The organism is Rhizobium etli CFN 42 (assembly GCF_000092045.1).
Taxonomy (GTDB): domain Bacteria; phylum Pseudomonadota; class Alphaproteobacteria; order Rhizobiales; family Rhizobiaceae; genus Rhizobium; species Rhizobium etli.
Genome location: NC_007765.1, coordinates 84,214 through 99,294 on the forward strand (window position 1 = coordinate 84,214; position 15,081 = coordinate 99,294).

Sequence of the window (15,081 nt, forward strand, 5' to 3'; positions counted from 1 at the left end):
GATCGGCAAGTAGATGAGACTTCCCCAAACAATCGATGTTGGAGCGAGCGGGTCCGCCCAGCCGATCTCCCCCCTTTTGGGGGAGATGCCCGCAGAGGGGGGTACCAAGTGCACATACATCACCATCAACCCTCCAGAACCGGCAAGATGCCGGATGAAACCGAGGCGTTCAGCGCGCCCGTCGCCACCAGTTCAGCGGCGGCGGCGAGATCGCCCGCCATGTAGCGGTCGCTATCGAGGCTCGGCACCTTGCCGCGGATCGCGGCGATCGCCTTTGAAAGCTCCGGACTCGTCAAAAGCGGCGCGCGCAGTTCGACGCCCTGGGCGGCGGTCAGCGCCTCGATGCCGATGATGGCGAACAGGTTTTCGGTCATGCCAAGCAGACGGCGGGCGCCGTGGCAGGCCATCGAGACGTGGTCTTCCTGGTTGGCCGAGGTCGGCGTCGAGTCGACCGAGGCCGGGTGCGACATCTGCTTGTTCTCGGACATCAGCGCCGCCGAGGTCACTTCGGCGATCATCAGGCCGGAGTTCAAGCCGGGCTTCTTGGCGAGAAAGGCCGGCAGCCCGTAGGAGAGGGCAGGATCGACCAGCAGCGCGATGCGCCGCTGCGAGATTGCGCCGATTTCGCAGACGGCAAGCGCGATCTGGTCGGCGGCGAAGGCGACGGGTTCGGCGTGGAAATTGCCGCCTGACACAACGGAGTTGTCCGACAGCACCAGCGGATTGTCGGTGACGGCATTGGCCTCGATTTCGAGGGTGCGGGCGACCGAGCGCAGGAGATCGAGGCAGGCGCCGTCGACCTGCGGCTGGCAGCGGATGCAATAGGGATCCTGCACGCGCTCGTCGCCCTCGATATGGCTCTGGCGAATGACGGAGTTTTCGAGCAGGCCGCGAAGCGCGGCTGCGGTATCGATCTGGCCCTTATGGCCGCGCAGCGTATGGATATCGGCGTGGAAGGGCGCCGAGGACCCCATGGCCGCATCCGTGGACATGGCGCCGGTGATCAAGGCGGATTGCGCGGCGCGATGGGCGCGGAAGAGGCCGGCCAGCGCCAGCGCTGTCGAAGCCTGGGTGCCGTTGATCAGTGCCAGGCCCTCCTTGGCGGCGAGAACGACCGGCTTCAGCCCAGCTTTTGCAAGGGCCTCGGCGCCTGAAAGGCGTTCGCCGGCGAAGAAGGCTTCGGCCTCGCCCATCATCACCGCCGCCAGATGAGCGAGCGGCGCAAGATCGCCGGAGGCGCCGACCGAGCCCTTTTCCGGGATCAGCGGGATGACGCCCTTATCCAGCATGGCTTCGATCAGCCGCACCAGCTCCAGCCGCACGCCGGAGGCGCCGCGGCCGAGCGAGACCAGCTTCAGCGCCATGATCAGCCGGACGATGTTCTCCGGCAGCGGCGCGCCGACGCCGCAGCAATGCGACAGGATGAGATTGCGCTGCAGCGTGGCGACGTCAGCGCTGTCGATCTTGATCGAGGCGAGTTTTCCAAAGCCGGTATTGATGCCATAGACCGGGGCGTTGCCGGCGGCGATCTCGGCGATGCGGGCGGCGGCCTTGGCGATGCCGGCGTCGAAGGCGGGTTCAAGCCTGGCCGGCTCGCCGGTCCAATAAATGGTTTCCAGATCCCTGAGCGAGACGGAGCCCGGGTGGAGCGTGATAGTCATCGACCGTTCCTTTCGCCTTTGAAGACGCGTTTATGAAGCGGGTTGAAGCCGATGCGGTAGACGAGCTCGGCAAGGCTCTCGATATTCCAGACGGCGAGATCGGCGGATTTGCCGGCTTCGAGCGTTCCGGTCTCGCCGATGAGGCCGAGCGCCCTGGCGCCTTCGCGGGTGGCGCCGGCGATGCATTCCTCGACGGTCAGGCCGAACAGTGTCGCCGACATGTTCATGGTGAGCAGCATCGAGGTCAGCGGCGAGGTGCCCGGATTGCAGTCGGTGGCGATTGCGATCGGCACGCCGGCCTGGCGCAGTGCCTCCACAGGCGGCTTCTGCTTCTCATGGATGGCGTAGAAGGCGCCGGGCAGGAGAACGGCAACGGTACCGGAGACAGCCATCGCGGCAACGCCTTCGGCGTCGAGATACTCCAAATGATCGGCCGATAGCGCACCATAGCTGGCAGCAAGTTTGGCGCCGCCGAGATTGGAAAGCTGCTCGGCATGCAGTTTGACCGGCAGGCCCAGCACCTTGGCCTTGTCGAAGACCCGAGCGATCTCGGCCGTTGAAAAGGCGATGCCCTCGCAAAAGCCGTCGACCGCATCGGCAAGGCCGAGATTATGCATGTCGTCGAGGCCGGGCAGCACGACATCGTCGAGATAATCGCCGTTGCGGCCCTTATATTCCACCGGTGTCGTATGGGCGCCGAGATAGCTGGTGGCGACGCGCACCGGCCTGACATGGCCGAGCAGGCGAGCGCTCTGCATCATCTTCACTTCGCCGCTCCGGTTGAGGCCGTAGCCGGATTTGATCTCGATCGTCGTCACACCTTCGGCCAGCAGCGTATCGAGCCGCGGCAGAGCCTCGGCAACGAGTTCCTCAACCGAAAGCGCGTTGGTCGCCTTGACCGATGAGACGATGCCGCCGCCGGCCCGCGCAATCTCTTCGTAGGTCGCGCCCTCAAGGCGCATCTCGAATTCGCGGGCGCGGTGGCCGCCGTGAACGATGTGGGTGTGGCAGTCGACGAGGCCAGGCGTCACCCAGCGGCCTTCGAGGTCGACAATCTCGGAGCGTTCGATGGCGGAAGCCGGCAGCTCGCTTTCGGCGCCGGCAAAGGCGATGCGGCCGTTCTCGATCAGAATGGCGCCCTTTTCGATGATGCCGAGCCCGTCTTTTTCAGGGGCAAGGGTGGCCAGCCGCGCATTGCGCAAAAGCGCCGGCCGGATATCGGCGGATGGGGCTTCTTCTGAAAAATTGTTCCCGGTCATCAGCTTTGCGCCTTTCCTTATGGCGAAACATGTATATACATAATAAGCAGGTGACAAGAGAAATTTTGCGCGCTCTTCTGGAAAAGAAAGAGCGGCGGGGCGGCAAGAGGAGAGAGACGGGCATGACCACACTTCACGCAGGCACGGCGCTGACGCCGCAAGGCTGGCAGAAGAATGTTCGGCTGACGCTCGAAGCGGGGCGCATCGCCCGGGTCGAGGCCGGCGCTTCGCCTCAGACCGGCGACGAACGCCACGCGCTTATCGTGCCGGCCATGGGAAACCTGCACAGCCACGCCTTCCAGCGGGCGATGGCCGGTCTTGCCGAGGTGCGCGGCCCGGCAAACGACAGCTTCTGGAGTTGGCGCACCGTCATGTACAAATTCGCTTTGGCGATGACGCCGGACCATGTCGAGGCGGTGGCGGCCAAGCTCTACGCGGAGATGCTGGAGGCGGGATTTTCCCGCGTCGGCGAGTTCCACTATCTCCATCACGATCGGGATGGCCGCGCTTATGCCAATATCGCCGAGCTGGCCGAACGCATCGCTGCGGCCTGCGAAGAGACCGGCATCGGCCTGACCTTGCTGCCCGTTTTCTATGCCCATTCCGGCTTCGGCGGCACTCAGCCGATTGACGGCCAGCGGCGCTTCATCAATTCACTCGAAAGCTTCGAAAGGCTGATGGAGGGATGCCGTGGAGTGACCGGCCGGCTCGACGGCGCTGAACTCGGACTGGCACCGCACAGCCTGCGCGCCGCAACACCCGAGGAACTGGCGAAGCTCGTGCCGATGGCCGGCGACGGCCCGATCCACATCCATGTCGCCGAGCAGGTGAAGGAGGTCGAGGATTGTATCGCCTGGTCAGGCGCGCGGCCGGTGGAATGGCTGCTCGATCACATGCCTGTCGATGAGCGCTGGTGCCTGATCCACGCGACGCACATGACCGCGGACGAGACGCGGCGCATGGCGAAGAGCAGCGCGATCGCCGGCCTATGCCCGATCACCGAGGCCAATCTCGGCGACGGCGCCTTTGCCGCGCCGCTCTTCCTCGAGGAGGGCGGGCGTTACGGGATCGGTTCGGATTCCAACGTGCGGATCTCCCTGCCGGAGGAATTGCGCCAGCTCGAATATTCGCAGCGCGTGGCGCTGCGCGCCCGCAACGTCGTTGCAGCGCCAGGTGGGTCGACGGCGCTTTCGCTGTTCAACCAGGCGCTTGCCGGCGGCGCCGCGGCGCTGAAGGCCCCGGCCGGTCTCGGCGAAGGCCATCATGCCGATTTCCTTTCACTCGATACGTCAGCCGTTCCCTATCTCTCCGGCGACCAGATCCTCGATCACTGGCTGTTTGCCGGCGGCCTCTCCGTCGATTGCGTCTGGGCGCGTGGTCGCAAGCAGGTGGCGGGGGGCCGTCATCTCAAGCGTGACGCCATCGATCGGCGGTTCCTCGCCGCCATGGGTGAGTTGCTGGCTTCCTGAAAAAGAGCTTTTCACGGCTGGGTATTGGCACTAGATCGGGAGACCAATCGGAACGTGGCGATGAACCAAAGCAGGGATCCCACCTTGCACCAGCGCATCCTGGGCGAGATCGAGGGTCGTATCGTCTCTGGCGAATGGCCGCCGGGGCACCGCATTCCCTTCGAGGTCGATCTCGCGACGCAGTATGATTGCTCGCGCATGACCGTGAACAAGGTGCTGACCCAGCTCGCCAAGGCCGGGCTGATCGAACGCCGCAAGAAGTCCGGCAGCTTCGTTACCCAGCCGCAGGCGCAATCGGCCGTTCTCGAAATCCACGACATCAAGGCCGAGGTCCAGTCGCTGAACCTGCCCTATTCCTATGCGGTGTCGAAGCAGGCGAGCCGCAAGGCAAAGGCGGAAGACAGCCTCCGGCTGGAGCTGCCGGCGGCCTCCCCGGTGCTCGAGGTCATCTGCATCCATAATGCCGGCGCGCGGCCATTCTGCCTGGAGGAGAGGCTGATCAGCCTTGCGACCGTGCCGGAGGCGGCCGATGCCGATTTCGGCTCGGTAGCACCGGGGCCGTGGCTGCTGAACCAGGTGCCGTGGAGCGCGGCCGAACACAGAATTCATGCCATTTCGGCCAGTGCAGAGGTGGCGGCTGCCCTTGATATTGCCCGCAACACCGCCTGCCTCGTGGTCGAGCGCCGCACCTGGAGCGGCGCCGGCCCGGTCACGCATGTGCGCTTCACCTATCCCGGCGATCGTCATGCGCTGGTGGCGCGTTTTACGCCGGCGTCACAATAGCCGCTGGTTCCATATACAAGCGAACCGGTGTTTTACTCTTCGAACATCTTGCCGCTGCGCGCCTCCAGCCGGTAACGGTAGCCGGGGTAGACGAGGCGGGCGGTCGAGACCACCTGTTTTGCCGACCAGGTTCGCCGGCGGATCGTCAGGCACGGTTCGGTTTTCAGGATAGTCAAGAGCTTGCATTCCCAAGCCTGCGGCATCGCCGCCTCGACGACGTGCTCCGAGCCGCTGAGCGGCGCCGCGGCCGTCAGATAGGCGTTCGGCGTTAGCGTCGTGAAATCCTGCTCGAGATATTCCGGAGCGGCTTCGGGATGGACGAAACGGTCCTCGATCTGCACGGGGACGCCGTTTTCGCTGTGGACGATCAACGAGTGGAAAACGGCGGCGCCGATCTCGAGTTCGAGGGCGTCGGCTACTTCCGGAGAGGCCGTTTCCCGGGCGAGAACGATGACGGAGGCCTCGTGAATATGGCCGCGCTCGGCGATCTCCTCGGCGATGTTGCGGACCTCGAACAGCGCCGAATAGCCCTTGCGCTCGGCGACGAAAGAGCCGATGCCCTGAATGCGGACGAGCTCGCCTTCATTGGCGAGTTCGCGCAGTGCCCGGTTGGCGGTCATCTTGCTGACGCCGAGTTCGACGACCAGCTCGTTCTCGGACGGCACGCGGTACTTCGGCGGCCATTCGCCACTGTGGATTCGATCGAGGATGACCTGTTTGACGCCGGCATAAAGCGGCGTGCTGTCATTCCCAACCAGGTCGCGCTTCATCTCGCCGGAACGCTTCATTGCCTATTCCTTTTGCACGGATGCAATTTGCCACATAATCGAGTTTTCTCTTGCATATCACAAAATATCTCATATGGTACCATATACAACCTCCCAATCGGTCCTCCTTGCAGAAATAGGACGGAATGGGCAAGCCGGCGGAGATCGGCGGTGCCGCAAGGTCTGTTTCAACTCCAGAGGAGAATTCATCAATGAAATTCAGCACAATCCTGTTTTGCGGCGCTGCCGCTCTTTCCGCCTTCGCAGCACCTGCCTTTGCCAAGGACTGGACGAAGGCGACCATCACGCTTGAAGGCGCCTATGCGCCGTGGAATCTTACCAATGCCGACGGCACGCTCGGCGGCTTCGAGCCGGAGCTTGCCAAGGTGCTTTGCGAACGCGCCAAGATCGAATGCACGCTGGTCGCCTCCGACTGGGACGGCATGATCCCGGCGCTCAATGCCGGCAAGTTCGACGTCATCATGGATGCGCTGTCGATCACTGAGGAGCGCAGGCAGGTGATCGATTTCACCATTCCCTATGCCGCCACGCCTGCCGCCTTCGCCACCGCCAAGGACAGCCCGCTGGCGAAAGCGGCCGGCACCGGCGCCACGATCAAGATGACGCCCGGCCAGACCGGCGTGAAGGAGATCGACGCGCTGAAGGAGGCCTTCAAGGGCAAGACGATCGGCATCCAGGCGGCGACCGTTTACGCCAAGTTCGTCTATGACAATTTCGGCGATATTGCCGAGATCCGCGAATACAAGACCGGTGCCGACCGCGATCTCGACCTGCAGAATGGCCGCATCGACCTCGGCTTCGACGACGCCGTCTATTTCGCCAATGCCTTCCAGGCCGCCAATGGCGCGCTCGACTTCACCGGTCCGGAGATCGTCGGCTCGATCTGGGGCGAGGGCGAAGGCCTCGGCATCCGCAAGGCCGATACCGATCTGCGCGACAAGTTCAACGTGGCGATCAAGTCGGCGCTCGCCGACGGCACCGTCAAGAACCTTTCGATGAAGTGGTTCAAGGTCGACGTCAGCCCGCAGCAGTAAGCGCTTCGGCCCTTTGGCCCGCAGGCGCCGGTCTCCGGCTTTATCGCCGGAGACCGCGTGTTATTCTCGATCAATAAAACACTGCCACGGACGGGGAACGGACGCTATGGCAAGCTTGGAACTGCTTGGCTTCGGCTCGACGGGATGGGGCGCGCTGCTCATTCTCGCCGCCTTGATGACGCTCGCCGTCACCGCGACGGCGCTGGCGATCGGCGCGGTGCTTGGCGTGATCGTCGCGGGCGCGAAGCTTTCCGGCAATCCTCTCCTCGTCGCCTTCGGCAATGTCTATACGACCGTGTTTCGCGGCGTGCCGGAACTGCTGATCATCTATCTCATCTATTTCGGCGGTTCCTCCGCCGTCACTTCGATCGGCAAGGCGATGGGCTACGAGGGGTTTCTCGGGCTGCCGTCCTTCGCCGCCGGCGCGCTTGCCGTCGGCATCATCTCCGGCTCCTATCAGGCGGAGGTGTTCCGCGGCGCTTATCTGGCGATCTCCAAGGGTGAGCTCGAAGCAGCGTCCGCAATCGGCATGCATCGCGGCATGCGCTTCCGCCGCATCATCATCCCGCAGGTGCTTCGCTTCGCCATTCCCGGTCTCGGCAATGTCTGGCAGCTCAGCCTCAAGGATTCGGCGCTGATCTCGGTCACCGGCCTTGCCGAGCTGATGCGCACCAGCCAGGTCGCGGCCGGCTCGACCCGGCAATATTTCCTGTTCTTCATTGCCGGCGGCTGCCTCTATCTGATCCTGACCAGCCTTTCCGACCGCATCTTCAACGGGGCGGAGCGCCGCGCCAATCGCAGCATGCCGGCCTCCGCCATGGGCCAGGCGTAAGGGGGCGACGATGGATTTCACCTTTCTCGCTTCGACCATGGTGACGCTGCTGAAGGCGGTGCCGACGACGCTGATCCTGTTTTCGCTGTCGATCTTCTTCGGCGGCCTGCTGGCGCTGGTCATCGTGACGATGCGGGTCAGCGGCAACCGCTATCTGTCGGGATTCGCCAAGGGCTATATCTTCGTCTTCCGTGGCTCGCCGCTGTTGATCCAGATGTTCCTGGTCTTTTACGGCCTCGGTCAGTTCGGCGTCATCCGCTATTCCTTCCTCTGGCCGTTCCTGCGCGAGCCGATGGTCTGCGCCATCCTGTCGCTGGCGCTCTGTACCGCCGGTTACACAGCGGAGATCTTCCGCGGCGGCATCCGCGCCGTTTCGCCGAAGGAGATCGAGGCGGCGCGCTCGATCGGCATGTCCGGCTTCCTGCTGGTGCGCCGCATCTTGGCGCCGATCGCCTTTCGCCACGCGCTGCCGGCCTATTCCACCGAGATCGTGCTGATGATGAAATCGACGGCGCTCGCAAGCCTCGTCACCGTCTGGGAGGTCACCGGTGTGGCCCAGCGGCTGATCTCGCAGACCTATCGCACCATGGAAGTCTTCCTCTGCGCGGCGATCATCTATCTCGTCCTCAACTTCATCATCCTGCAGGGCATGGCCCTGCTCGAATATTCGCTGTCCCGACACCGCCGCGCGATCCCGCAGGCGCTGAAGGCGTAAGCGGAACCTGATTTCGATTGGAGCAACCATGCCAGGCGTAACCCGACTTTCGGTCCGCAATATCCGCAAGAGCTTCGGCACGCACGAAGTGCTGCGCGGCATTTCCCTCGACGCCGAGGACGGCGACGTGATTTCGCTGCTCGGCGCCTCCGGCTCCGGCAAATCGACCTTTCTGCGCTGCATCAACCTGCTGGAAACCGCCAGCGACGGTGAGATCTGGGTCGATGGCGAACACATCGAGATGGTTCACAAGAACGGCAAGACAAGGCCGGCCAGCCAGAAGCAGGTGGACCATATAAGATCCGAACTCGGCATGGTGTTCCAGTCCTTCAATCTCTGGTCCCATATGACGATCCTGCAGAACGTCATCGAAGGGCCGATCCATGTGCTGAAGCGGCCGCGCGCCGACTGCATCGCCGAGGCCGAAGCGCTGCTCGAAAAGGTCGGCATCGCGGACAAGCGCCACGCCTATCCCGCCCATCTCTCCGGCGGCCAGCAGCAGCGCGCCGCGATCGCCCGCGCTTTGGCGATGAAGCCGAAGGTCATGCTCTTCGACGAGCCGACATCCGCGCTCGATCCGGAACTGGTCGGCGAGGTGTTGCGCGTCATGCGCGCGCTTGCCGAGGAAGGCATGACCATGCTCGTCGTCACCCATGAGATGAGCTTTGCCCGCAACGTCTCCAACCGCGTCGTCTTCATGCGCGAAGGATTGGTCGAAAGCAGCGGCAAGCCGGACGAGATGTTCGGCAGCGGCGCCTCGCCGGCCTTCCGCCAGTTCATCGGCCATTTCGGAACAGGCCAATGACGGTCATCATCGATCAAATGCTGACCTGGCGCGACGTCGCGCGCGCCGGGGCGGGCGAAGCACTTGCGCTGTCGCCGGCCGCCTGGGCGCGGGTCGAGCAGGCAAGCCGCATCGTCGAGCGCATCGTCGAGACCGGCGTGCGCGCCTATGGCGTCAATACCGGCGTCGGCGCGCTCGCTGATACCGTGGTCGATCGCGCCTCGCAGAGCCTGTTGTCGCGCAGCATCGTGCTCAGCCATGCCTGCGGCGTCGGGCCGCTGCTCGCTGCTCGCGAGGTGCGCGCCATTATCGCCGCCCAGATTGCCAACTTCGCTCACGGCCATTCCGGCGTGCGCCGCGAGATCGTCGCGCATCTCGCCGCCTTGCTTGAGCATGATTGCATTCCCGACGTGCCGTCGAAAGGCTCGGCCGGTTATCTCACCCACAATGCCCATACCGCGCTTGTGCTGATCGGCGAAGGCAGCGCGACGCTTGCTGGCCTGCGCATGAGCGGCCGTGAAGCGCTGGCGGCGATCGGTCTTCAGCCGCTGGTTCTCGGCGCAAAGGAAGGCCTGAGCCTCGTTAACGGCACGGCTTGCGCCACCGGCCTGACGGCCTTGGCGCTCTCCCGCGCCGAGCGGCTGCTCGACTGGGCCGATGCCATCGCGGCGCTGACGCTGGAGGCGGCAGGCTGCCAGATCGCTGCCTTCGACGAGGCGGTGCTGGCGTTGCGCCCGTCGCCGGGAATTGAAAAGGTCGGCGCCGCGCTCCGGGCACGTCTTGCCGGTAGCGGCCTCGTCGCCGCCGCCCTGGGCCGGCGCACTCAGGATGCGCTCAGCCTTCGCTCTGTGCCGCATGCCCATGGCGCCGCCCGTGATGTTTTCGACAATTCCGCCCGCATCACCGATCAGGAACTTGCCTCGGTAACGGACAACCCGGCTGTGTCAGGCACGCCGGAACAGCCTGTCGTCTCCTCCGAGGCGCATGCGGTCGCCCCGGCGCTCGGGCAGGCCGCCGACAGCCTCGCCATTGCGGTGGCGCAGATCGGCGCGATCAGCGAACGGCGCATGGACCGGCTGGTCAACCCGCTGGTGAGCGGCTTGCCGCCGTTCCTGGCAAGCGATGCCGGCAGTCACTCCGGCTTCATGATCGCTCAATATAGCGCCGCCGCGCTCAGCAACGAAAACCGCCGGCTGGCGGCACCGGCGGCCCTGGACGGCGGCCTGACCTCTGGTCTGCAGGAGGATTTCCTCGCCCATCCGACAGCCGCCGCCGGCAAGCTGCTCACCGTCATCGACAATGCCGAATATATCCTGGCGATCGAGCTGATGGCCGCGGCGCAGGCGCATGATTTCCTGGCAGCGACGGCGGCGCGGGCGGTGGGCACGGATCTCGTCCATCAAGCCGTGCGTGAACATGTGTCTCATTATGGCGACGAACGGCCGCTGAACGGCGATATCGAGGTGGTGCGCAGTCTGATCCGCGAGACCGCGCCGCCACCGGTCAGGTGAACAGGACAGGCGATCAGAAAGGTTTGCTGGTCGGCGAATCCTGCTTGGCCGGCTCGCTGGCCTCGAGCCGTTTGAGGCATTGGGCGAAGGTGGGATAGAGCTGGTCGACCCTTGATAGCGGCAGCGTCCAGTCGCCTTCGTCGCCGGCAAAGGTCAATTGTACGTCGGGCGTTCCAGCAAAGGAATTCTTGATGATCTTCTTTAGGCCGGCGCTGCCCTTGCTGCCTTTCGGCCAGAGGCGAAGCGTGTTCTTGTCGAAGAATTCGGCGGCGACCACCTTCGTTGCCGCTCGATCTGTCAGCGTCACCTCGGTCGTGGTGCCGGAGGGAATGTCCCACGTGTTCTTCGAGACCAGCCAGAAGGTTTCGGTGCCGCTCTGGCGGAATTCCATCGTCTTGCCCAGTTCGCTGTCCCACACCAGCCGGCAGTAGGCAGGGTGTTCGCTGGCAAAGCCGACCGACCATTGTCTCGCGCCGCCCATCCATTCGGTCTCGCCGAAGGCCGAGACCGGCGGCAGGACGGCTGCCATCAGAACCATCGCGGTCAGAATTTTCATCGCCGAAACCTCTCCAGGGCAATTGCTCCAGCGATAGCAAAAGAAGGTTGAGCTTTTGCTACCGAGCCGCGGGGACGGGCGGCGGATGCCCTTTATGTACGTGCCGCAAGTGTCGCAAGGTCTTGAATTTGCGGCTCAGCTTGCCGATCTGGCGGGGAATGCGTGATAAGAAGGGAGTTCGACGCCAGGCATGAGCGAGGTTCAACGACGCGGAATTTGGGCGAGGCTCGGCGCATATGAGCCGCTGACTTTGATCACCATGGCATCGATCGCCGGCGGGCTGTTCGTGCTGCAGCGGCTGACGAGCGAGGTTCTCGAAGGCGAGACCTTTCGTTTCGATGAGGCGATCCTGCTGGCGCTGCGGCGGGCGAATGATCTCGCCGTGCCGATCGGTCCCGCCTGGCTGACGCATGCCGTCGACGACATCACCAGTCTCGGCGGCGTCACCGTCCTGTCGCTGCTAACCGGCCTCATCACCATCTATCTGCTGCTCGACCGGCGATGGCCGATTGCCCTCTTCGTCTTTTCCTCGGTACTAACAGGCTGGCTGGCCAGCACGCTGCTGAAAATCCTGATTGCACGGCCGCGTCCCGATGTCGTGCCGCATCTGATCGAGGTCAGCGATCTCAGCTTCCCCTCCGGACACGCGATGGTCTCGGCGGTCACCTATCTGACGCTCGGGGCGTTGGTAGCGCGCACACAGCGTTACCGCTCGACCCGGATCTTCGTCATGGGGGCCGGCGTTTTCCTCGCCGTCATCATCGGTCTGAGCCGGATCTATCTCGGCGTCCACTACCCGACGGATGTCTTCGCCGGGTGGTGCGCCGGTGCGCTGTGGGCGCTCGGCTGCTGGCTGATCTCGAAACGGTTCGTTCCGAGCAGAGCGCCGGACAATGGCGCCGAAGGTGACGATCGCGACGGCAACTAGCGCACATCGCGTAAAAAGACTGTGGCGCCCGGTGGGCGCCACGAGAGTTTCACCGCTTAGGTGCGCGGCTTAAGGTTTTCCGGGTCGTAGATCGGCTTGTAGCCGACGCCGACGACCTCCACCGGATAGGTCTCGGCGAAATACTCGACATTCAGCTTGCGGCCGACCTGGCAATAGGACCAGGGCAGATAGGCCAAAGCGATGTTCTTGCCGACCGTCGGGCCGTAGGCGACCGAGGTCGTGTAGGAGCGGCGGCCGAGTTCGTCGACCAGAACCTCTCCGGTCTCGGGATCGACGACCGGCATATTGCCGACGGGATAGCGCTTGACGCCTGATTTGTCGGTATTCTCGGTCATCACCAGCGTGCAGAGCATGGCCGGCTGATGCTCGCGCGCCTTGTATTCGAGATGTTTCGCCTTGCCGCGGAAATCGGCTTCCTTGACCTTCGGACGGGCGAGATCGGCTTCGATCAGGTTGTACTGGGTCAGGAGGTCGGCGTTCTGCAGGCGCAGGCTCTTTTCCATGCGGCGCGAGTTTGCATAGGTCTCGACACCGAAGGCCATCACCCCGGTCGAGCGCAGCGCATCCCAGACGGCGAGGCCGTCTTCGTACTTCATGTGCAGCTCCCAGCCCTGCTCGCCGACATAGGAGATGCGGAAGGCAGTGACTGTCTTGCCGGCGATTTCGATCGGCTTGATCGCCGCGAAGGCGAAGTTTTCCTGATCGAGACCAGCCGGGTCGGCAACGACCTTCTTCAGCGTCTCGCGGGCATTCGGTCCCCAGATGCCGATGGTGATGTATTTCTCCGAGACATCGGTGATCGTCACGTCGAGGCCACGATCCTGGGCGACGCGCCTCATATAGTGCAGGTCACGCGGGCCGGCATCGGCGCCGTTGACGAGACGGCAGCGGTCGGCCATGCGGAAGACGGTGAAGTCGGCGCGCACCATGCCTTCGTCGTCGAGGAAGTGGGTGTAAATGCCCTTGCCAATATTGGCATCGCCGCCGACCTTGGCGGCGCACAGCCATTCCATCAGCTCGACATGGTCAGGTCCTTCGATATCGACCATGTGGAAGTGGCTGAGATTGACGATGCCGCAATCCTCGCTCATCGCCAGATGCTCGGCATTCGAGACGCGCCAGAAATGACGGCTGTCCCATTCGTTCTCGCGGACCGGCACGCGGTCGCCGTATTTTTCCAGAAGGTGCTCGTTGGCGGCGTAGCCATGCGCACGCTCCCAGCCGCCGAGCTCCATGAAGTAGCCGCCCAGCTCCTTTTCGCGTTCGTAGAAGGGCGAGCGCTTGACGTTGCGGGCGGAGGCATAGGGTTCGCGGGTGTGAACAGCCGGGAAATAGATTTTCTGGGCGGCTTCGAAGCAGCGGCCCTCGATGAATTCTTCCGTCAGCTGATGCGGATAGAAGCGGGAATAATCGATGCTGTTGTGGTCGATTTCGGTCCGGCCGTCGGTCATCCAGTCGGCGATCAGCTTGCCGTAGCCGGGGCCGTCCTTGACCCAGATGGCGACGCAGTACCAGAGGCCGCGCACCTTCTGGCTCTCGCCGCAGGACGGGCCGCCGGCGGCGGAAACCTGCAGCAGGCCGTTGAAGGAGTGACCTTCGTTATAGCCGAGTTCGCCAAGGATCGGCGTCAGTTCCATGGCGCGTTCGAGCGGCTCGATGATCTGTTCCATCTCGAGGTCGCGCTGCGAGGGCGAAAGACGGGCTTCGTGCTTTTCCAGAAGCTCGCGCGGATGGCACATGCGCGGATTGGTGGCTTCGTAATAGCCCCACTCGATCTGGCCACCTTCGGTCGTCGCCGGGTCGCCGGTATCGCGCATATAGGCGGAGTTGCCCTGGTCGCGCAGCAGCGGGAAGCCGATTTCCTTGCCGGTGCCTTCAAACTCGTTATAGGGACCGAAGAAGGTGAGCGGGTGGTCGACCGGCATGACCGGCAGGTCTTCGCCGACCATCTCGGCGATCAGGCGGCCCCAGAGGCCGGCACAGACGATGACGTGGTCGGCCATGATAGTGCCGCGATGAGTGACGACGCCCTTGATGCGGCCACCTTCGACGATCAGCGACTTCGCCGGGGTGTTGCCGAACACCTTGAGCTTGCCGGCCTTTTCGGCGGCATCGACCAGCTTGCCGGCAACGGTCTGCGAGCGTGGAATGACAAGGCCGGCATCCGGATCGTAAAGGCCGCCCATCACCTGATCTTCCTCGATCAGCGGGAATTTCTCCTTTATCTCGGAGGGGCTGACATAATGGGCGCGCGTGCCGAAGGCGCGGGCCGAGGAAAGCTTGCGCTTGATTTCCTCCATCCAGGCATGATCGCCGGTGCGCGCGACTTCGAGGCCGCCGATGCGGGCGTAATGGCCCATCTTCTCGTAGAAATCGATCGAATATTGCGTCGTCCAGACCGACAGATAATCGTGGCTGGTGGTGTAACAGAAGTCCGAGGCGTGGGCTGTGGAGCCGATATCGGTCGGTATGCCCGACTTGTCGATGCCGACGATATCGTCCCATCCGCGCTCGACGAGATGGTGAGCGATGGAGGCGCCGACGATACCGCCGAGCCCGATGATGACGACCTTTGCCTTTTCCGGAAATGCTGCCACGTGCTGTTCCTTCTACAATCGCACGAACTAAAAATGACCCAGCCGCGCTTGGCTGATGCTTCGCGCGCGGGATGCAGGAGCCATGCCGCCTCGTAAGGGTGCCACATTTGCCGAAGCTGCGGCCCCCAGTTCCTCCGCATGGA

General features: G+C 63.7%; 13 protein-coding genes. 8 read left to right on the top strand and 5 right to left on the bottom strand.

Translation table 11 applies throughout. The features are described 5' to 3' along the window. Positions 1 to 125 precede the first annotated feature (125 nt). Complete coding sequence (gene hutH, locus RHE_RS24395) at positions 126 to 1,661, bottom strand: histidine ammonia-lyase (protein ID WP_011427930.1); 1,536 nt, start codon at positions 1,659 to 1,661, stop codon at positions 126 to 128. Further along, positions 1,658 to 2,920, bottom strand: a complete 1,263-nt coding sequence (gene hutI, locus RHE_RS24400; protein ID WP_011427931.1) for an imidazolonepropionase — start codon at positions 2,918 to 2,920, stop codon at positions 1,658 to 1,660. Before hutI ends, hutH begins: the two co-directional genes overlap by 4 nt. A 122-nt stretch (positions 2,921 to 3,042) precedes the next feature. Between hutI and RHE_RS24405 the strand changes: the two genes are divergently transcribed. Together RHE_RS24405 and hutC (RHE_RS24410) are read left to right on the top strand one after the other, a co-directional pair. Continuing rightward, complete coding sequence (locus RHE_RS24405) at positions 3,043 to 4,389, top strand: formimidoylglutamate deiminase (RefSeq protein ID WP_011427932.1); 1,347 nt, start codon at positions 3,043 to 3,045, stop codon at positions 4,387 to 4,389. Positions 4,390 to 4,449: 60 nt separating this feature from the next. Then, complete coding sequence (hutC, locus tag RHE_RS24410) at positions 4,450 to 5,172, top strand: histidine utilization repressor (protein WP_011427933.1); 723 nt, start codon at positions 4,450 to 4,452, stop codon at positions 5,170 to 5,172. Between the two features lie 32 nt (positions 5,173 to 5,204). Here the strand turns inward: hutC (RHE_RS24410) and hutC (RHE_RS24415) are convergent, their stop codons facing one another. Further along, on the bottom strand, positions 5,205 to 5,960 hold the full coding sequence (hutC, locus tag RHE_RS24415) for a histidine utilization repressor (RefSeq protein ID WP_011427934.1): 756 nt from the start codon (positions 5,958 to 5,960) through the stop codon (positions 5,205 to 5,207). A 191-nt stretch (positions 5,961 to 6,151) separates the two neighbouring features. Here hutC (RHE_RS24415) and RHE_RS24420 point away from each other — a divergent pair, with 191 nt between their 5' ends. The 5 genes from RHE_RS24420 to RHE_RS24440 all read left to right on the top strand — a co-directional run bounded on the left by RHE_RS24420 (position 6,152) and on the right by RHE_RS24440 (position 10,836). After that, entirely contained in the window at positions 6,152 to 6,994 is an 843-nt protein-coding gene (locus RHE_RS24420) for a transporter substrate-binding domain-containing protein (RefSeq protein WP_011427935.1), read from the top strand. Positions 6,995 to 7,100: 106 nt separating this feature from the next. Further along, positions 7,101 to 7,826, top strand: a complete 726-nt coding sequence (locus tag RHE_RS24425; protein ID WP_011427936.1) for an ABC transporter permease — start codon at positions 7,101 to 7,103, stop codon at positions 7,824 to 7,826. Between the two features lie 10 nt (positions 7,827 to 7,836). Further along, a complete protein-coding gene (locus RHE_RS24430; protein ID WP_011427937.1) occupies positions 7,837 to 8,541 on the top strand; it encodes an ABC transporter permease in 705 nt (234 codons plus the stop codon). Positions 8,542 to 8,569: 28 nt separating this feature from the next. After that, positions 8,570 to 9,346, top strand: a complete 777-nt coding sequence (locus RHE_RS24435; RefSeq protein WP_011427938.1) for an ABC transporter ATP-binding protein — start codon at positions 8,570 to 8,572, stop codon at positions 9,344 to 9,346. Continuing rightward, complete coding sequence (locus RHE_RS24440) at positions 9,343 to 10,836, top strand: HAL/PAL/TAL family ammonia-lyase (RefSeq protein WP_011427939.1); 1,494 nt, start codon at positions 9,343 to 9,345, stop codon at positions 10,834 to 10,836. The genes RHE_RS24435 and RHE_RS24440 overlap by 4 nt, the downstream gene beginning before the upstream one ends. 13 nt (positions 10,837 to 10,849) lie before the next feature. Here the strand turns inward: RHE_RS24440 and RHE_RS24445 are convergent, their stop codons facing one another. Then, positions 10,850 to 11,392 (bottom strand): hypothetical protein, encoded by a 543-nt coding sequence (locus RHE_RS24445; RefSeq protein ID WP_011427940.1) that lies wholly within the window; start codon positions 11,390 to 11,392, stop codon positions 10,850 to 10,852. A 190-nt stretch (positions 11,393 to 11,582) separates the two neighbouring features. Here RHE_RS24445 and RHE_RS24450 point away from each other — a divergent pair, with 190 nt between their 5' ends. Next, positions 11,583 to 12,320, top strand: coding sequence for a phosphatase PAP2 family protein (locus RHE_RS24450; protein ID WP_011427941.1), 738 nt, complete (start codon positions 11,583 to 11,585; stop codon positions 12,318 to 12,320). A 56-nt stretch (positions 12,321 to 12,376) separates the two neighbouring features. Here RHE_RS24450 and RHE_RS24455 read toward each other — a convergent pair whose 3' ends face one another. Then, on the bottom strand, positions 12,377 to 14,938 hold the full coding sequence (locus RHE_RS24455) for a GcvT family protein (protein ID WP_011427942.1): 2,562 nt from the start codon (positions 14,936 to 14,938) through the stop codon (positions 12,377 to 12,379). Between the last annotated feature and the right edge of the window lie 143 nt (positions 14,939 to 15,081).